16 protein-coding genes are annotated in these 18876 nt (G+C 62.3%); 8 read left to right on the top strand and 8 right to left on the bottom strand.

The window, feature by feature from the left end:
* Positions 1 to 29: 29 nt before the first annotated feature.
* From ACKUG4_RS12570 to ACKUG4_RS12560, 3 genes are all read left to right on the top strand, one after another.
* Positions 30 to 956 carry a LysR family transcriptional regulator gene (locus ACKUG4_RS12570; protein WP_445434118.1) on the top strand — a complete coding sequence of 309 codons (927 nt, stop codon included), beginning with the start codon at positions 30 to 32 and terminating at the stop codon, positions 954 to 956.
* 104 nt (positions 957 to 1060) lie between these two features.
* Positions 1061 to 1687, top strand: a complete 627-nt coding sequence (locus ACKUG4_RS12565) for a glutathione S-transferase family protein (protein WP_064600620.1) — start codon at positions 1061 to 1063, stop codon at positions 1685 to 1687.
* 38 nt (positions 1688 to 1725) lie between these two features.
* The gene (locus ACKUG4_RS12560) at positions 1726 to 3756 is read left to right on the top strand and encodes a 2Fe-2S iron-sulfur cluster-binding protein (RefSeq protein ID WP_445434117.1); all 2031 of its coding nucleotides are present in this window, start codon (positions 1726 to 1728) and stop codon (positions 3754 to 3756) included.
* Positions 3757 to 3760: 4 nt separating this feature from the next.
* On the opposite strand, the gene ACKUG4_RS12555 is transcribed toward ACKUG4_RS12560, so the two are convergent.
* Genes ACKUG4_RS12555 through ACKUG4_RS12520 form a run of 8 tightly spaced genes read right to left on the bottom strand, consistent with a single transcriptional unit; the run spans position 3761 to position 12746 of the window.
* Entirely contained in the window at positions 3761 to 4891 is a 1131-nt protein-coding gene (locus ACKUG4_RS12555; protein WP_236187639.1) for a glycosyltransferase family 4 protein, read from the bottom strand.
* Positions 4892 to 6022 (bottom strand): glycosyltransferase family 4 protein, encoded by a 1131-nt coding sequence (locus tag ACKUG4_RS12550; RefSeq protein WP_445434116.1) that lies wholly within the window; start codon positions 6020 to 6022, stop codon positions 4892 to 4894.
* A complete protein-coding gene (locus ACKUG4_RS12545; protein WP_445434115.1) occupies positions 6006 to 7373 on the bottom strand; it encodes a glycosyltransferase family 4 protein in 1368 nt (455 codons plus the stop codon). The genes ACKUG4_RS12550 and ACKUG4_RS12545 overlap by 17 nt, the downstream gene beginning before the upstream one ends.
* Positions 7370 to 8620, bottom strand: a complete 1251-nt coding sequence (locus ACKUG4_RS12540) for an ABC transporter ATP-binding protein (protein ID WP_221398383.1) — start codon at positions 8618 to 8620, stop codon at positions 7370 to 7372. Before ACKUG4_RS12540 ends, ACKUG4_RS12545 begins: the two co-directional genes overlap by 4 nt.
* The gene (locus ACKUG4_RS12535) at positions 8620 to 9417 is read right to left on the bottom strand and encodes an ABC transporter permease (RefSeq protein ID WP_236187635.1); all 798 of its coding nucleotides are present in this window, start codon (positions 9415 to 9417) and stop codon (positions 8620 to 8622) included. Before ACKUG4_RS12535 ends, ACKUG4_RS12540 begins: the two co-directional genes overlap by 1 nt.
* Positions 9418 to 10860 (bottom strand): mannose-1-phosphate guanylyltransferase/mannose-6-phosphate isomerase, encoded by a 1443-nt coding sequence (locus tag ACKUG4_RS12530; RefSeq protein ID WP_445434114.1) that lies wholly within the window; start codon positions 10858 to 10860, stop codon positions 9418 to 9420.
* A gap of 3 nt (positions 10861 to 10863) precedes the next feature.
* The gene (gene gmd / locus ACKUG4_RS12525) at positions 10864 to 11835 is read right to left on the bottom strand and encodes a GDP-mannose 4,6-dehydratase (protein WP_445434113.1); all 972 of its coding nucleotides are present in this window, start codon (positions 11833 to 11835) and stop codon (positions 10864 to 10866) included.
* Complete coding sequence (locus ACKUG4_RS12520; protein ID WP_445434112.1) at positions 11832 to 12746, bottom strand: GDP-mannose 4,6-dehydratase; 915 nt, start codon at positions 12744 to 12746, stop codon at positions 11832 to 11834. Before ACKUG4_RS12520 ends, gmd begins: the two co-directional genes overlap by 4 nt.
* A gap of 426 nt (positions 12747 to 13172) precedes the next feature.
* Here ACKUG4_RS12520 and ACKUG4_RS12515 point away from each other — a divergent pair, with 426 nt between their 5' ends.
* Genes ACKUG4_RS12515 through ACKUG4_RS12495 form a run of 5 tightly spaced genes read left to right on the top strand, consistent with a single transcriptional unit; the run spans position 13173 to position 18862 of the window.
* Positions 13173 to 14720 (top strand): glycosyltransferase, encoded by a 1548-nt coding sequence (locus tag ACKUG4_RS12515; protein WP_445434111.1) that lies wholly within the window; start codon positions 13173 to 13175, stop codon positions 14718 to 14720.
* The gene (locus ACKUG4_RS12510) at positions 14714 to 16018 is read left to right on the top strand and encodes a glycosyltransferase (protein ID WP_445434110.1); all 1305 of its coding nucleotides are present in this window, start codon (positions 14714 to 14716) and stop codon (positions 16016 to 16018) included. Before ACKUG4_RS12515 ends, ACKUG4_RS12510 begins: the two co-directional genes overlap by 7 nt.
* Entirely contained in the window at positions 16015 to 16899 is an 885-nt protein-coding gene (locus ACKUG4_RS12505; protein ID WP_445434109.1) for a class I SAM-dependent methyltransferase, read from the top strand. Before ACKUG4_RS12510 ends, ACKUG4_RS12505 begins: the two co-directional genes overlap by 4 nt.
* A complete protein-coding gene (locus ACKUG4_RS12500) occupies positions 16896 to 18050 on the top strand; it encodes an acyltransferase family protein (RefSeq protein WP_085647133.1) in 1155 nt (384 codons plus the stop codon). Before ACKUG4_RS12505 ends, ACKUG4_RS12500 begins: the two co-directional genes overlap by 4 nt.
* Entirely contained in the window at positions 18044 to 18862 is an 819-nt protein-coding gene (locus ACKUG4_RS12495) for a class I SAM-dependent methyltransferase (RefSeq protein ID WP_163973762.1), read from the top strand. Before ACKUG4_RS12500 ends, ACKUG4_RS12495 begins: the two co-directional genes overlap by 7 nt.
* Positions 18863 to 18876: the final 14 nt, after the last annotated feature.

The raw sequence follows: 18876 nt of genomic DNA, 5'->3' as shown, positions 1-18876 counted from the left end.
GCGATTTTTTTATCCGGATCGAGGGCACCATGGATCGCTTCCAGGAAATGCAGGTATTCGCCATCGTCGCCCAGGAACAGGGCTTTTCCGCTGCGGCGCGGCGTTTGGGTCTGTCGGCGGCGAGCGTGACCCGGGCGGTGGCCGCGCTGGAGCAGCGGATCGGCACGCAGTTGTTGATCCGTACTACCCGCAACGTGCATTTGAGCGAAGCCGGTCTGCGTTTCCTGGAAGACTGTCGGAGAATTCTCGCGGAGGTGCAGGAAGCGGAGGATTCCGCTGCCGGCAGTCATACCCAGCCGCGTGGGCAGTTGACGGTGACGGCGCCTGTTTTATTCGGCGAGCTGTTTGTCACGCCGGTGATGGCGCGTTATCTGACGCAATACCCGGACGTTTCCATCAATGCCCTGTTGCTCGACCGGGTGGTGAACATGGTCGAGGAGGGCATCGACGTCGCGGTGCGTATCGGCGAGTTGCCGGACAGCAATCAGCATGCGATCCGGGTCGGTGAGGTACGGCGGGTGATTTGCGGCTCGCCGGAATACTTCGCGGTCCATGGTCGGCCTGCCCATCCACAGGCATTGGCCGGGGCGCCGGTGGTGGCGACATCGGCCATCGGTCAACAGCGCAGTTGGCCATTCATGGAACACGGTGAACTCATCGGCGTAAAACCGGAACCGCGTCTGGTGGTCACCGCCAATCAGGCTGCGATCACGGCGGCGTCGCTGGGCCTGGGTCTGACCCGGGTGCTGTCTTATCAGGTGGCCAGCAAGGTCGCCTCCGGCGAACTGGAAATCGTCCTCGCCGAGTTTGAACTGCCTGCTTTGCCGATCCATGTGGTGTATCAGGGCGGGCGCAAGGCGCCGGCGCGGATACGCAGCTTTGTCGACTTTATCGTGCAGGCGTTGCGCGAGCATCCGGCGCTGAAAAACGCCGCGTTATTTCATCCAGAGAAATAATGGATTGCGTTTGCTGGTGATTCTATTGCTTTCGCGATCAAGGGAATATGGCTCCCACGGCCGCCGTCCACCCTGAACGGCGCCATCATCCAGCGGAGTCGACCATGCAAGCGATCAAACTCTACAACTTCCCGCGTTCCGGCCACGCCCATCGCGTCGAACTGATGTTGTCACTGTTGCAACTGCCGACCGAGCTGATCTTTGTCGATCTGGCCAAAGGCGAGCACAAACAGCCCGGCTACCTGGCGATCAACAGCTTCGGGCAAGTACCGGCCATTGATGACAACGGCGTGGTGCTGGCCGACTCCAACGCGATCCTCGTCTATCTGGCACAGAAATACGGTAATGGTCGCTGGCTGCCAAGCGATCCGGTCGGCGCCGCGCATGTGCAGCGCTGGTTGTCCGCTGCCGCCGGGCCGATTGCTTTCGGCCCTGCCGCCGCCCGCCTGATCACGGTGTTCGGGGCGAAGTTCAACGCCGAGGAAGTCATCACCCGCGCGCACAATTTTCTCAAGGTGATGGACCTGGAACTGGGCAAAACCCCGTATTTGGCAGGTACTGAGCCGACCATCGCTGACGTGGCGGCCTACAGCTACATCGCCCACGCACCGGAAGGCAATGTGTCGCTGGACGACTACGCTAACGTTCGCGCCTGGCTCTCGCGCATCGAGGCGTTGCCTGGCTTCGTCGGCATGCCGCGCACCGTTGCCGGCCTGCAAACCACCGTCTGACATTCAATCTGCGCCAACGGCGCAGGGGAGAGACCGTGATGGAACGTTCACCGTGGCACGCTGGCGAGCAACAGTTGCAGGCCCATGTCGGCGTTGCCGAGCGCATGGCGGAATTCGGGCGTAAGGTGATTCGCACCTGGATGCCGGATCAGCACCGTCAGTTCTATGAGCAATTGCCCTTCATGCTGTATGGCGCGGTGGATGCCGAAGGTCGCCCCTGGGCCAGTGTGCTGGAGGGGGAGCCGGGCTTTGCTCACTCTCCCGAGCCGACGCAACTGCAGTTCGCCAGTCTGCCGGCTGCCGATGACCCGGCGCAGTTACAAGCCGGCGCCGCCATCGGTCTGCTTGGTATCGAACTGCACACCCGCCGGCGCAATCGGCTCAATGGCCACATCGATAATCTTGACGCGAACGGGTTCGGGCTGACGGTGGATCAATCGTTCGGCAACTGCCCGCAATACATTCAATTGCGTCAGTTTCAGCGGGTGCCGCTGACCGATCCGCAGACCCGCAAAGCCGAACATCGTGACAGCCTCGACGACGCCGCCATTGCGCTGATTGAAAGTGCTGATACTTTCTTCGTCGCCAGTTACGTCGACGTCGACGGCGAGCGTTCGGTGGATGTTTCCCACCGCGGCGGTCAGCCCGGTTTTGTGCGGATCGAGGGTAATCGCCTGACGATCCCTGATTTTGCCGGCAACCTGCACTTCAACACGCTGGGCAATCTGCTGCTCAATCCCTTGGCCGGCTTGCTGTTCATCGACTTTTCCACAGGCGATGTGTTGCAGCTCAGCGGTCGCACCGAGATCATTCTCGAGGCGCCGCAGATCGAGGCCTTCCAGGGCGCCGAACGCCTGTGGACTTTCGAGGTGGAAAAACTGGTTCGGCGTCCGGCAGCGCTGGCTCTTCGCTGGCGCTTCGACGGCATGTCACCCACCAGCCTGCTGACCGGTAACTGGGCCCAGGCCGATGCACGGTTGCAGGCCAAGGCATTGGGGGACAGCTGGCGGCCATTGCGCGTGGCAAAAGTCGAAATGGAAAGCCGTCACATCCGCTCGATTTATCTGGAGCCGGACGATGGCGCAGGACTGCCGGTGTTTCTCGCCGGTCAGCATCTGCCGCTGCGGTTCACCCTCGATGGCGAGGTGCACATCCGTACCTACAGCCTGTCCGGCGCGCCGTCGGATGATTTCTTCCGGATCAGCGTGAAACGCGAAGGCCGGGTGTCGACGCACCTGCATGAGCAGATTCGCGTGGGCGATGTGCTGGAGGCGCGCTTGCCTCAAGGGCATTTCACGGTCGCGGCGCTGGAGCGTCGTCCACTGGTGTTGTTGGCGGCCGGCGTCGGCATCACGCCGTTGCTGTCGATGCTGCGTGAGGTGGTGTATCAGGGCCTGCGGACCCGGCGGATTCGTCCGACCCTGTTTGTTCAGAGTTCCCGCAGCCTCGCCGACCAGCCGTTCCGCGCAGAGGTGGATCGGTTGCTGGAGGATGCCGGTGATGCCGTGAAAGTGTTGCGAGTGCTAAGTCAGCCGGAAGACGATCTGGTCGAAGGAAAAGACTTCGACCTGCGCGGCCGCATCGATGGCGAGTTGTTACGCAATCTGCTGACCGACGAGGACTTCGATCAGGTCGACTTCGTGCTCTGCGGTCCCGGCGGTTTTACCCAAGGTATTTATGACATCTTGCGCGAACTGGATGTGCGGGACGGGCAGATCCATGCCGAAACCTTCGGCCCTTCGACCCTCAAGCGCCAGGCCGATCCGGACGCGATCGTGATGGAACAACCGCCGGCTGCGACCACGTCGGTGCCGGTGGTGTTCGAACGTTCAGCCAAGGAAGCGCGCTGGCAGCCCGATGGCGGCAGTTTGCTGGAGCTGGCGGAAAGTCGCGGCTTGCGTCCGGAATTCAGTTGTCGCGGGGGTTCGTGCGGCACCTGCAGGACGCGGCTGATCAGCGGCGCGGTGAATTATCCACAGCCTCCGGCAGAAGTGCCGGAGGAGGGGCAGGTGCTGATTTGCTGCGCGGTGCCGGCGCAGAGTGCCCAGCCGCTGGTGCTGGATCTGTAACGGATCAGGCGTAGGACAACGCCTTTTCTTCCAGCAGCTCCTGATACAGCTCGGTCCACTTGCGGCCCATTTCATCGGCTGTGAATAACTGCCGATAGCGGGCCTCCGCCTTGAGGCCCATTTCGGCGGCGCGGGCCGGGTTTTCCCACAGGGTGCGCATCGCTTCGCGAAATGCCGATGGATGACTCGGTGGCACCACCAGTCCGGTTTCGTTGTGGATGTTGATGTAGCTGGTGCCGGTGCCGATTTCGCTGGAGATCATCGGTTTGCCGTACATCGCGCCTTCGAGCAGCGAAATGCCGAACGCTTCCGAGCGCAGGTGCGATGGGAAGACGATGGCGTAGCTCAGTTGCAGCAGGGCGACCTTGTCTTCATCGCTCAGCCGCCCAAGGAAATGAATGTTGCGCAGACCCAGGGCCGCGGCCTGGGCGTGCAGTTCCTGCTCCAGCGGGCCGGCGCCGACGATCACTACCGGATAGTCCACGTCTTTCAAGGCTTCGAGCAGGATGTGCAGGCCTTTGTAATAGCGCATCACCCCGACGAACAGGAAAAACTTGTCCCCAAGCTGCTGACGCCAGCGGTTCATGCGCTCGACGTCAGGCTGTGGATAACCGGCCTTGTTCAAGCCATAGGGGATGACGCGAGTCTTGTCCTGGAATTGCTGCAACACATCACTGGTGTGCAGATAGTTTGGCGAAGCCGCGACAATCCGGTCGGCGCTGGCGAGAAAGCGGTTCATCAGTGGGCGATAGAGTTTGAGCAGGTGCTTCTGGCGAATGATGTCCGAGTGATAGGTCACCACCGTCGGTTTGTTCACGCCGCTGGCAAAATGCACGAGATCCATGAACGGCCACGGGAAGTGGTAGTTGATTACGTCGGCTTCGGCGGCCAGTTCACGAAACTGCTTGAACACGCTCCAGGAAAAACCCGTGGAGGCGAACTGGATATCCAGTTTGGCCCGATGCACTTCATGCTGGCCGAGACGCACCACCGCAGGTTCTGGATTGGCGCTGAGGGTCAGCACCTGGCCTTCGATGCCGTGTTGGGCGCCACTTTCGCAGAGTTGAAAGATCACTTGCTCGATACCGCCGACCGAGTCAGGCAGGTACGTCTTGAAGAAATGAAGAACTCGCATTCAACCTCCCATGGCCTGGTGGTAGGCGCCGGCCGTGGCCTGCGCGCAACGCTTCCAGGAAAAAAGCCGTGCCCGCTGCAATCCGGCTTCCCGGCATGCCTGCCAGTGCGCTTGATCATCGATCAGTCGGCTCATCGCATCACGCAAGCCGTCTGCATCGTCAGCTTCAATATAGTTGCCGGCGTCGCCCGCCACTTCCGGCATGGCCGAAGAGCGGGTGATTACCACTGGCGTGCCGCTGGCCATCGCTTCCAGCACCGGCAGGCCGAAACCTTCATACAGCGACGGAAAAATCAGCGCCCGGGCGCCGGCCAGCAATTGCGCGACTTGCTCATCGGGCAGGTAGCCGAGCAGGCACACGTTCCCGCAAGCCAGCGCCTGATTCAATTCATCACTGAACTGGTCGCGCTGCCAGCCGGCCATGCCGACGATCAACAGCGGGAAACGCTGGCGCACCCGATCCGGCAGCAGCGCGTGGGCACGCAGGGCCAGGTTCAGGTTCTTGCGCGGCTCCAGGGTGCCGACGCAGAGGAAGTACTCCCGGTACTCGACCGCATGGGCCTTGAGCACCGCATCGATGTCCTGCGGCTCGCGCGGATGGAAACGCTCGGCGACACCCAGCGGCGCGACCACGAAGCGCTCGGCAGGCAGTCCGAAATACTCCCGGGCCTCGTCAGCGATGGCTTGCGAGTCGGTCAGAATGATCCGCGCCTGGCGTACGCCTTCGGCGAGCCGGCGCTCGATTTCCCGCAGCCGCGCCGGTGGCTGGGTCTCGGGGAAATGCAGGTGCGTGAGATCGTGCAGGGTAATCACGGTCGGGCCATCGAAGGCCAGCGGCCACAGACTCGGTTCGTGGTACAGATCGACCGGTTGCGCCGGGCCCTGATCGAAGCGTTTCTGCTCCAGCCAGCGGCGCGCCTGATAGGCCCCGGGGATCTGCCGCAGCAGCGGCGTCAGGCGCGAATAACCGGGCATCGCCGCTTCCGGCAGTTGCGAACTCCAGCCCCAGCCATGGAACAGCGCCACCTCGATATCGGTTTCAGTGTGCAAGGCATTCACCAGTTCGGCCACGTAATGGCCGATGCCGGTGCGCGGTGCCTGGAGAATGCGGGTGTTAAGGGCTATGCGCATGTTGCCTCGCTGACACCTGAGGTGCCTCCAGCACATGGCGCGCGGTGCGCTCGGCCAGTTGCGCGCTGGCTTCCCGCCAGCCGATCCATTGCCAGTCACTCACATCGCGAGCGGCGGGGAATCGACCGCTGCGCTCAAAGGTCTGTAGCAGATCGGCGAGGCTTTGCGGCGACTGCAGGTCGAAATACGCCATGAACTCACCGCCGATTTCGCGAAACACCGGGATATCGCTGCCCATCGCCGGCAGCCCGCGTTGCATGGCTTCCACCAGCGGCAGACCAAAGCCTTCGACGAACGACGGAAACACCAGCGCACTGGCATGGGCGTAGGCGTGTTCGAGGCTGGTATCGCTCAAGTCATTGAACATGAACAGCCGCCGGTCCAGCTCGGGATGATGGCGAATCCGGGCCAGCAGTGCGTCGCACTTCCAGCCAATGCGCCCGGCGATGCACAACCGGGCGTTCGAGCCGTTCGCCCAGGCATGGTCGAAGGCATCCAGCAGATAGTCGTGGTTCTTGCGCGGCTCGATGGTGCTGACCATCAGGAACACCGGCTCCTTTGTTGCGAACAGCTTTTGTAGACGCGGTTCGACGGCGGCTTCGACGCTCTGCAGATCCAGCTCCGAACCGAGGTGAAAGTAGTCGAACCAGCGTTTGCCGACTTGTGCCGAACCAAGGCGACGTTGCAGTTCTGCACGCAGCTGATCGCGCACGGTGGCGGAGATGGCCATGAAACCGTCGGCATTACGGGCGATCCAGTCGAACCACTCGCTGTACACCTCGACCAGCCGCGTGTCGTAGAACTGCGGGTGGGACAGGGGAATCAGATCGTAGATCACCGCAACGATGCCCAAGCCTTCCTGTTTGAGGCGCTCGGCATGCAGGAAAAAGTCCGAATGCCAGGACGAGTCCAGCAGCACCAGATGATCGCCAGTCTGGTGTTGCAGTGGTTCGCAGCGTTGAGGCAATTGATAGCGATTGACCTGCTCGACCAGCCGCAGCGGTATTCCGAATGCACCGAACGAGGTCAGGCGATAGCCGACGTACAACAGGCGTCGTACCAGTTTTGTGCGGCAACCGGTATCCAGCCGCTGATGCAGTTGCCAGAAACGATGGGCCAGCCGCTCTAGGCGTTCGCCAAACGTGACGATGGCATTGAACAGCGGCGAATCCAGCGGCGCCAGACGCTTCACTCGGTACAACTGGCCCTTGAGCAGAACCACCGGCACGCATTCGACGCCTTCGGCGCTCGGCGGCAGTTGTTTGATGACGTTGCGCACCACCCGCTGAATCCCCGAATTGACCTTCGGGTGTTTGAACACGTGGGTGCATTCAACCAGCAGGCGGGTCATGGCGCGCGCTCCGCGAGGCTGTCCGCGTGGCGGGTGATCGAGGTGCTGGCGCCCAGCCAGGAACAGCCGACGAAATCTTCCTGACGGTTGTTGATCACGTGGAACACCAGGCCGTAGTCACGCCATTCGAAGTTGCGGTCCAGGTGCGAGTCCAGTCGCGACAGGCTCAGGGCCACGGAGTAATTGCCCTTGCCCAGGCCCATGACGAAGGCGAAGCGATAGGTGATGCGTTCACCCGCACGCAGGTCTTCCAGCGCCTGGTTCTGACGGTGGGTGTTGATCCCGTACATGGCTTGGCCCAGGCGATCCTTGATCATGAAGCCGAGCACCAGCCGTTCGATGTCCTGGCGAATCTCCACCTCGACTTCCAGTGTCACCGGCTGACCGACTTCGGCGGCGTCGATGGAGCGTCCGCGTTCATCGAGCAGGCGCACGCTGAGGATCCCTGCCTCGCCGGTGCCGGACACGGTGCGCACCTGGCCGCCGTCGAGCAGTTCCTGGCGCACGGTCTGGCCTTCGCGTTCAGCAAGCAGGGCGTTGTAGTAATCCATGACCGCTTCGGGCTTGTCGTGCATCACCATGTGGCCGCCTTCGAGCAGGATCGCCGAGTCGCAGATCGACTGGATCGCCGAGCGGTCGTGGGAAACGATCAGCAGCGTGGTGCCAGCCTTGCGGAAGCTGCGGATGCGGTCGAAGCTCTTGTGCTGGAAGTAGGCGTCGCCCACCGACAGCGCTTCGTCGACGATCAGAATGTCCGGGCGGCGCGCGGTGGCGACGCTGAAGGCCAGGCGCATCTGCATGCCGCTGGAGTAGGTGCGCACCGGGTGATCGATGGCTTCGCCGATTTCCGCGAAGCGTTCAATGTCCGGCATGAGTGCTTCGATGTCTTCGACCTGCATGCCCAGCAGTTGCCCGGCCATCACTGCATTCTGCCGACCGGTGAAGTCCGGATGAAAACCCATGCCCAGTTCCAGCAGCGCCGCGACCCGGCCCTCGAGCTGAATCTGGCCGCAGGTCGGTTGGGTGGTGCCGGTGATCATCTTGAGCAAGGTGCTTTTTCCGGCGCCGTTGACCCCGACGATGCCCACCGCTTCACCGGGGGCGATCTCGAAATTCACGTCCTGCAGCACCCAGTGCTGGCGATGGCGCATCGGCGAAAAAGGAATCAGCCATTCGGCCAGGCGACTCCAGCGGGTGGGGTACTGCTTGTAGGCCTTGCCCAGGCCCGTAACGCGTATGTGCCCCATCAGAGTTCATCCACCATTTCGCCGACCCGCCGACGAAACAGGCGCAGGCCGATCGCGCACAGCAGCAGGCCGATCACGAAGATCGGCAGCAGCGAACTCCACACCGGCCACTGACCGTAGAGAAACAGGTTCTGGTAACTGCCGATCAGGTTGGTCAGCGGATTGAGCTGCAACAGGCGCTGCACCCACTCGGGCAGGATGCTCAGCGGATACACGATCGGCGTCAGCCAGAACCAGAATTGCAGGCAGATGGCGAACAATTGCCCGACATCGCGAAAGAACACGTTGAGCACGCCGAGGATCATCCCCAGTCCGGCGCAGAACAGCACTTGCAGCGCCAGCAGCGGCACCAGTGCCAGCAGGGCCATGCCCGGCCAGCGCCCGCTGATCAATAGAAACCCGAGGAACAGGCCGATGATGATCGCGAAGTTGATTCCCGCATTGAGCAGCACGATCACCGGCAGGCAGAGGCGCGGGAAGCTGATTTTCTTCAGCAGGTTGGCGTTTTCCAGAAACATGTTCTGGCTGCGCAGGGTGATTTCCGAGAACAGGCCCCAGGTCAGCAACCCGGCGCACAGGTAGACGCTGTAGGCCATGCCGTCGTCCACGCCGGGCAGGCGGGCGCGCATGATGTGGGAAAAGATCACCGTGTACACGACGATCATCGACAGCGGGTTGAGTACCGTCCACAGCGCGCCGAACAGCGAATTGCGATACCGCGCTTGAAACTCCCGCTTGACGCTACCGAGGATGAAACCTCGATAGTCGTGCAGCGAGCGGTACAGGGAAAGCAGCATTCACACCGTCCTGCCGTATTGGTCTTCGAAGCGGACGATGTCGTCCTCTCCCAGGTATTCGCCGCTTTGCACTTCGATGATCACCAGGTCGATCACGCCGGGGTTTTCCAGACGGTGCTTGTGACCGGCGGCAATGAACGTCGATTCGTTCTTCGCCACCAGGGTCGTGCCGCTGCCGTTGTTGGTGACTTTGGCCATGCCTTCGACCACCACCCAGTGTTCATTGCGGTGATGGTGCATCTGCAACGACAGCTTGCCGCCGGGCTTGACCACGATGCGCTTGATCTTGAAGCGCGGGCCTTCCTCGAGCACGGTGTAGGTGCCCCACGGACGGCTGACCGTGCGGTGCAGGCGATAGGCTTCGTGGGATTTGTCCTTGAGCTGCTTGGCCACCCGCCGCACATCCTGCGCACGGTCGGCATGGGCTACCAGCACGGCGTCGGCGGTGTCGATGACGATCAGGTCTTCCACACCGACGGCGGCCACCAGCCGACCATCGCTTTGAACGAAGTTGTTGCGGCTGTCGATGAAGATCGCCTCGCCGCTCGCACGGTTGTTATCAGCGTCGGCCGGCACCAGCGCGGCCACCGCACCCCAGGACCCAATGTCGCTCCAGTCGAAACCCGCCGGCACCACCACAACCTTTTCCGAGCGCTCCATCAGTGCGTAGTCGATGGAAATGTCGGTGATTTCGGCGAACAGCTGCGCGGACAATTCCTGTTGCAGGCAACCAGCGGTTTCCACCGGTTCGCTGGCGGCCATGCAGGCGCGGGCCTGTTCCAGCAGCTCGGGGGCGTGCAGCGCCAGCTCGGCGATCACCGTTGCGGTGGAGAAACAGAACATTCCCGAATTCCACAGGAAGTTGCCGCTCTCCAGATAATGGGTGGCGGTCTGCAGATCGGGTTTTTCCACGAAACGCTGCACCTTGGCAGCGCCTTTTGCATCCAGCGGGGCGCCGGTCTCGATGTAGCCGAAGCCGGTTTCCGGGGCGGTCGGCACCACGCCAAAGGTCACCAGATAACCGTCCTTCGCCAGATTGACCGCGTGCTCGACCGCGCTTTTGAGCGCCTCTTCATTGACGATCAAATGGTCGGCGGGCATCACCACCATGATTGCCGCATCGCCGTGCAGGGCTTGCAGCGACAGTGCCGCCGCCGCAATGGCCGGTGCGGTGTTGCGTCCGGTGGGCTCGAGCAGGAAGTGCCCGCGATGCCGGGACAGGCGCGCGGCCTGATAGTGATCCTTGCTCTGGAAGTAGTACTCGCGGTTGGTCACCGTGACAATGTCGCCCCAACCGTCCAGCAGCGCGGCGGCGCGCCGGTAGGTCTTGCCCAGCAGCGACTGGCCGTCGGGCAGGGTCATGAACGGCTTCGGATGGCCCTCGCGGGACACCGGCCACAAACGGGTGCCGGCACCGCCGGACAGAATCACGGGGATCAGCATGGCCTACTCCTTGGCGACGCGCTTCATGTCCGCATCCATCATCATGCGAATCAGGGTGTCGAGGTCGGTCCTGGGTTTCCAGCCGAGCACGCGCTGGGCCTTGGCCGGGTTGCCGAGCAGCACTTCGACTTCCGCCGGGCGGAAAAACGCCGGGTCGATCTTCACGTAATCCCGGTAGTTCAGGCCGACGTGATCGAAGGCGATGCGGCACATCTCGCGCACGGTGGTGGTGACGCCGGTGGCGACCACGAAATCGTCGGGCTTGTCCTGTTGCAGCATAAGCCACATGGCCTCGACGTAATCACCGGCAAAGCCCCAGTCGCGCTTGGCGTCGATGTTGCCCAGGGCCAGCTCCTGCTGTTTGCCCTGTTTGATCCGGGCGGCGGCGTCGGTGACCTTGCGGGTCACGAACTCGATGCCGCGCAGGGGCGATTCATGGTTGAACAGGATGCCGCTGCTGGCGTGCAGGTTGAAGCTTTCGCGGTAGTTGACGGTGATCCAGTGGCCATAGAGTTTGGCCACGCCGTAAGGGCTGCGTGGGTAGAACGGGGTGTTCTCGTCCTGTTGCTCGGCCTGGATCAGACCGAACATTTCGCTGGTGGACGCCTGATAGAAACGCGTGTGCGGGCTGAACTGCCGGATCGCTTCGAGCAGGTGGGTCACGCCCAGGCCATCGACGATGCCGGTAGTCACCGGTTGGTCCCAGGAGGCCGCGACGAAGCTCTGGGCTGCCAGGTTATACACCTCGTCCGGCGCCGACTTGATCACCGCGCGCTGCACCGAGCAGGCATCGGCCATGTCGCCATCCAGATAGACGATGTCCGCTTCGACGCCCATCTCCCGCAGGCGCCAGCGTGAATCGCTGCTGCGCCGTGCGACAAGGCCGTGAACCTTGTAACCCTTGTCGAGCAGCAGCTTGGTCAGATACGCGCCGTCCTGGCCGGTGATCCCGGTGATCAATGCACTTTTTGTCATTCTTGTCGTACTCGCGTCTCCCAGTCGGACAGGATCGCCCGCAGGGATTGTTGTGTAGTGATTTGCGGCGTCCATCCTGTGGTCCGGGCCAGCCGTTGGTGGCTGCCGCAGACGCGACGCTGATCCGCGCGGCGCATGCGTGCCGGATCCTGAACCAGTTGCAGCTTGACCTGGGCCAGGTCGCCCATCTGTTCGATGAGGCTGCGGATGCTTTGCTCATGGCCTGAGCAAATGTTGTAGACCTGTCCCGGCGTGCCTTTTTCCAGCAGGGCGAAATAGGCCGAGACTACGTCGCCGACGTCGAGGAAGTCGCGGGTGACATCGATGTCGCCGACTTCCAGGCGCGGCGCTTGCAGCCCTTGCTTGATGCGGTTGATCTGCCGCGCGGCGCTGGCGATGACGAAGCTGTCCTTCTGCCCGGTACCAATGTGGTTGAACGGCCGCGCGACCATTACTCGCCAGCCTTCGCTCAGCCCCCATTGCAGGCTGAGAAATTCCGCCGACAGTTTGCTCACGGCGTAAGGATTGCGCGGGCAGGGTGCTTGTTGTTCGGTGATCGGCAGCGCGGGTTCTTCGACCTGGCCGTAGACATCGCCCGAGCTGACATACAGGAACGTGCCCTTGAAGCCGCGGGCCTTGAGGGCCTGCAACAGGTTCAGGGTGCCGAGCAGGTTGATGTCGAAGGTTCGTGCCGGATCGCGGAACGCTTCAGGAACAAAGGTCTGGCCGGCGAGATGAATGACCGCATCGGGCAGTTGCGGCCACAGATCGATGAGGCTGTCCGGGTTTGTCAGGTCATAGGCAGAGGCGGCAGGCAGCAGTTGCCACGACGCGTCTTCCCCTTGCAGACGTGACTGAATGTGTTGTCCTACGAACCCACTGAGGCCCGTGATGAACAGACTTTTTTTCAAACAGCGACCCCTTGGTCTTTAACTTTCACCTCTTCCCACAGGCTGTAAGGGGATGTCTGTCAGACCGAGAGAAAACCCGGCCCAGACAAAGGGTGAAGTCGTTGTTGTAGTTGTTTGGTTGCCAATCTGTGCCAATTGCGCAGCAATTTCAACAGGGCAAATCGTGACCGGTCAGTTCTCGTCAGCGTAGTCGGGTTTTTCTCGCCCGGCGGTTCCCGAATGCGCGACGGATGTGTTTAGAATGCCCCTCGTCGCGATCCCCGGCGGCTTTTCGCAAGGATCGTGCGACAGGGTAAAACCGACCATTAAAACAAGAACAAAGACGTGCCCGATGACGCAGGACGAACAGCGCTGATGCCGGTTCGATCCGACGCCCGGCCGTCATAGCGTGAAGCTGCCGGGATGGCGGTTGCACCGTGGGATGCCATGAATTTCATTCTCTACTCGGACGTCAACGACCGCTCCATCAGCCAGAGTCTTGGGCGTCCCGAATATAGCTACTACTTCGTGCTCAAGGCCTATCGCCCGGTGCTGGAAAGCCTGGGGCGGGTGCATGTGGTGTCTACCAGCGCCGAGGTTGATCCACTCTATCGGCAACTGCTCGCCGCCGGTGAAAGCAGCGTTTTCCTGTCTTTCACGCCGCCACAAAATACCCCGACCGATCTTGAATGCCCGACGATCTGCGTGATCGCATGGGAGTTCGACTCGATCCCCGATGAGTCATGGGACGATGATCCGCGCCACGACTGGACGCAGATGCTCGCACGACAGGGACGGGTCATCACGCTGTCGAGCCACACCGCCCGCGCGATTCGCCGCGCCATGGGCGAGGACTTTCCGGTACTCGTGCTGCCGACGCCCTTGTGGGAAAACTTCGCCGCCATTCGTGAGCAGCATGTCAGTGCGCCGATCAATCCCGGCGCGACCCTGGCCATCAAGGGCTGCATTTTCGACAGTCGCACGCTGGCGTTATCTGCCGACGATCTGTTGCCCAAGCCGCTGACTGCCGAACAACTGGCTGAAATCGAGGCACTGCGCCCGCCACCGCTGACGTTCAAACGCCGCCTGGTCATTGCCCGTCATTATCTGCGCCTGTGGATGCTGGGGGCGGGTGAAGAACGGGTGAAATACCTGCACCACTGGTACTGGGAAGGTGTGCAGGATCTGCTGTCGGATCGCACACACGCCTGGCTCGAGAAACGCCTGCCGGCCATTGCCGCTCCGCATGCGGTGGCCGTGGCCGAGCCACCGCCGCTGGATCTGCCGGACACGTCCTCGGTGGTCGAGACCACGGTGGAAGGCGTGATCTACGTGACGGTGTTCAACCCCAGGGACGGCCGCAAGAACTGGCATCATCTGGTTACCGCCTTCTGCTGGGCCTTTCGCGAAACGCCTGACGCGACACTTGTGCTGAAGATCACGCAGAACGATCTGGCGTCCTACTACAGCGAACTGATGACCCTGCTCGCACAACTGACACCGTTCGCCTGCCGGGTGCTGGTGATGCACGGTTATCTGGACGACGCGCAATACGCGCGGCTCTACCAGGCGGCCAGTTTTTACGTCAACGCTTCACGCTGCGAAGGCCTGTGCCTGCCGTTGATGGAGTTCATGTCCAGCGGCAAACCGGTGATCGCCCCGGATCACACGGCCATGGAAGACTACATCGACGACACCGTGGCCTTCGTCGTGCAGTCCAGCGAAGAGCTGACGATCTGGCCCCAGGACACCCGCATCATCTACCGCACCCTGCGCTATCGGCCGGACTGGGCTTCGCTCAAAAGCGCCTATGAGAACAGCTACCGGATGGCCAAGGCGCAGCCGCAGGAATACGCGCGCATGTCTGCCGCCGCTGTCGAACGCATGCACGACTACTGCGCGTTTGCTCCGGTGCAGCGGCGCATGGCGGACTTTTTCGGCCTCGAGCCATTGGCCGCCGATACCGCCCCCGTGACGGACAACGCCTCATGCTGATCATCATTCATTCGGAAACCAACCAGCACACCATCGCGCAAAACCTCGGTCGCTCGGAGTACAGCTATTACTTCGTGCTCAAGGAATACCGGCCGGTGCTCGAGCGTCTTGGGCGAGTGGTGGAGGTCGTCGACCCGGCGCGCGAAGTCGATGCGCTGTATCTGGAATGCCTGGCCCGTGGCGAGCCGTGCGTGTTCCTCTCGTTCTCGCCGCCGCACCGCACGCCGATCCACCTGGCGTGCCCGACGTTGCCGGTGTTCGCCTGGGAGTTCAGCACCATCCCCAACGAACCCTTCGACAACGAGCCGCGCAATGACTGGCGCACGGTGCTCCGGGCCTGCGGCGCGGCGATCACCCATTCCACCTACACGGTCAACGCGGTGCGCGAGGCCATGGGCGCCGATTACCCGATTGTCGCGGTGCCGGCGCCGGTGTGGGATCGCTTCGCGGCCCGTGGCGCGCAGCTTCAGGGCCAGCCCTCGACAGGGCCGGTGCGCCTGACGATCAAAGGGCTGGTCGCCGACAGTCGTCAGCTCGATCTCGACGCGTTCGGCCCGAAACACCTGCGCCGTGGCAAGGGCATCGATTTCCAGGCGCCGGCGCGCGAGCAGGAGCTGCTGCTGGACGGTGTCGTCTACACATCGGTGTTCAATCCCGGTGACGGACGCAAGAACTGGGAAGACATGCTCAGCGCATTCTGCGTGACGTTTCGCGAGGTCGAAGACGCGACGCTGGTGCTCAAGCTCACGCACCACGATGCCGAAGAAGCGCTCGGCGACATTCTTCATCACCTGTACAAAAACCAGTCCTACCGCTGCCGCATCGTGCTGATTTATGGCTACCTCGCGGATGCCGACTACGAGCGTCTCGTGCAGGCCACCCGTTACGTGGTGAACACTTCCTACGGCGAGGGCCAGTGCCTGCCGCTGATGGAATTCATGTCCTGCGGCAAGCCGGCCGTGGCGCCGCGGACCACGGCGATGATCGATTATCTGAGCACCGACAACGCGTTCCTGGTCGAGTCCACCGATGAACTCACCGCCTGGCCTCACGATCCGCGCAAGGCGTTCCGCACGTTGCGCTACATGACCAACTGGGCGTCGGTCTGTGTGGCCTATCGCGACAGCTATGAGGTGGCGAAGAACGATCCCGGGCGCTATGCGCAGATGTCGGCGCAGGCCGTTGCCAGCCTGCAGGCGTTCTGCAGTCAGGCGGTGGCCGAGCAGCGGTTGCGTGATTTTCTCGCTCAGGTACACGAGCACCGTGGTGCCGCTGCAACGGAAGCCGCGGGCACATGATCCGCGCATTGCTGAAGCGTTTGCGTCCGGTTGCGCACCCGGCGCCGGTATCCGTGCCTGAACCGGTTGCCGCGGGCGTGTCGCCCAGGGAGGTGGGTCTGCATGACGCCATGCTCGACGGCTGGTTTCACGGCGACAGTGGTGAGTTGCTCAAGGGATTTGTCATTGACGCGGACGACACCCTGCTCGACGTGGGGTGTGGCGAGGGCGTGGCAACATTGTTCGCCGTGCGCCAGGGCGCCTCGGTGATCTTCACCGACAGCGAACACGACAAGGTGCGCGACCTCGCCCGACAAGTCGAAGCGCAGAGCCGCAAGGCCAGTCTCGGTCTGGTCAGCAACAGCCTGCCATTGCCGCTGAGCGACGGCTGTGCGAGCAAGGTCGTGTGCATGGAAGTGCTGGAACACATCGATCATCCCGAGCCGTTCATGGCCGAGCTGGTACGCATGGGCCGTCCCGGTGCGCTGTACCTGCTCAGTGTGCCGGCGCCGGTGGGCGAGCATTTGCAGCAGGGCATTGCCCCGGCGGGTTATTACCAGTCACCCAATCATGTGCAGATCTTCACCCCGGAGCGCTTCGCGGCATTGGTTGAGGATGCCGGTCTGGTGATTGAGCATCGTCAGGCCACGGGATTTTTCTGGGTCATGGGCATGATCTTTTTCTGGGCCAGCGAACGGGCTGCAGGACGTGACCTGGGCGGTGCCGTGCGCGACCGGATCCAGGCGCCGTATCCACCGTTGATGGAGAGTTGGGCCAGAACCTGGCAGGACTTGCTGGCGCAGCCCGATGGATTGGCGATCAAGCAGATGCTCGACCGGTTCATGCCCAAGAGTCAGGTGATCATCGCCCGCAAACCGCTCGATGCAGGACCTGTGTCATGAGCGGCAAGCGGATCATGGACATTGAAGTCCTGCGCGCTGTCGCGGTACTCGGCGTGTTGTTTCATCACTTGCAGGGCAGCCTGTTCACCGACCCGGTGCCGCTGCTTGAAAGGATCCATACCTGGGCGCAGCCATGGTGGGGCGTTGACCTGTTTTTTGCGATCTCGGGGTTTGTCATTGCCCGCAGCCTGATCCCGGCGCTGCGCGGTTGCAGCAATCGCCAGGAATACTGGGAGCAGACGCGCAATTTCTGGCTGCGTCGGGCGTTTCGTCTGTTGCCCTCGGCCTGGCTGTGGCTGGCGTTGATGCTGCTGGCGTGCGTGTTTCTGAATCGATCAGGCGCGTTCGGGACCTGGTCCGCCAACGTCCAGGCCACGTTGGCCGGGGTACTGCAGTACGCCAACTTCCGCTTTGCCGATGCGTTCTTTCATTACGAATACGGCAGCAGTTTTGTCTACTGGAGCCTGGCGCTGGAGGAGCAGTTCTACCTGTTGTTCCCGCTTGTGATCATGCTGTGCCGCAAGTATCTGGTGTGGGCATTGCTGGCGCTGGTGGCGGTGCAATTGTTCACGGTGCGCACGCCGCTGTTGATGGTGATTCGTACCGATGCGCTGGCGCTGGGTGTGCTGTTGGCCATGTGGAGCGTGCAGCCGGGTTATCGCCGTTGGGAGCCGGTATTCCTGCGGCGGCCATGGGCCGGAGTGTTCGCGCTGATCGGCCTCGGAGCGCTGCTGAGCTTCATGGCCACCGACCGTTTCACCTTCGCCGGTTACCGCATCGGGTCGATCGCCGTGCTCAGCGCCGTGCTGGTGTGGATTGCTTCGTACGACCGCGATTACCTGCTGCCGGCCGGCAGGCTGCAACGACTGATGGCCTGGATCGGCAGCCGCTCCTACGGCATATACCTGATCCACATCCCGGCCTATCAACTGGTGCGGGAACTGATCTTTCGTTTGCAGGGCGCCGGCCTACCGAGCCCGGCGGGACATCCGATCCTGACACTGCTGATTGCCGGTGGCCTGATCGTGCTGCTCAGCGAACTCAATTACCGCTTGATCGAAATGCCCATGCGCAATCGAGGCGCCACGCTGGTGAAACGCCTCGCCACCTCGCGAACCGTCGTCTCGTCCCCTGGAGCCACCTCATGCTGAGCCTTCTGAAAAAACTCACGGCGGCTCCGGCCCCCGCACACGCTGTCGCACCGGTCGCCGACAAGGTCGACCCTTACATGCTCGGCCTGCACGACGCGATGCTCAGCGGCTGGTTCAACCAGCAAACCGGTGAGCTGTTCAAGGGTTTCCCGGTGACCGCCGACGACACCCTGCTGGACGTTGGCTGTGGCGACGGTGGCAACGTGCATTTCTGCGGCATGCGCGGGGCGAAGATCATCATCGCCGACATTGACGGCGCCAAGGTCGAAGCGACTCGCCAGCGCCTGAGCGATACGCCGGCGCGTGGCGTCGAATGCCATGTGACCGACTGCAATCCGCTGCCGATCGCCGATGGAACGGCCACTCGCGTGGTGTCCACTGAAGTCATCGAGCACGTCGACGACCCGGCGCAGTTCCTTGCCGAACTGGTGCGCGTCGGTCAGTCGGGCGCGCTGTATTTGCTGAGCGTGCCGCACCCCAGCTCCGAAGACCTGCAAAAAGACATCGCCGCGCCGGAGTATTTCCAGAAGCCCAACCACATTCGCATCATCAGCGAAGAGCAGTTCAAGGCGATGGTCAGCGAGGCGGGACTCGAGATCATCAGCCATAGCCAGTACGGCTTTTACTGGTCGATGTGGATGATGCTGTTCTGGGAAGCGAAGGTCGAGTTCAGCAACCCGGATCATCCGCTGCTCAACCATTGGGCCGAGACCTGGCAAGCGGTGCTCGACTCGCCGCGCGGCGCGCAGATCAAGCAGGCGCTGGATGCGGTGGTGGCGAAAAGTCAGGTCATCATTGCCCGCAAGCCCTGAACGCTTTTGTGTAA

The organism is Candidatus Pseudomonas auctus (assembly GCF_048654275.1).
GTDB classification, from domain to species: Bacteria; Pseudomonadota; Gammaproteobacteria; order Pseudomonadales; family Pseudomonadaceae; genus Aquipseudomonas; species Aquipseudomonas pharyngis.
The sequence above is the reverse complement of the archived record's forward strand: the minus strand, read 5'-3'. Positions and strand labels throughout refer to the sequence as shown.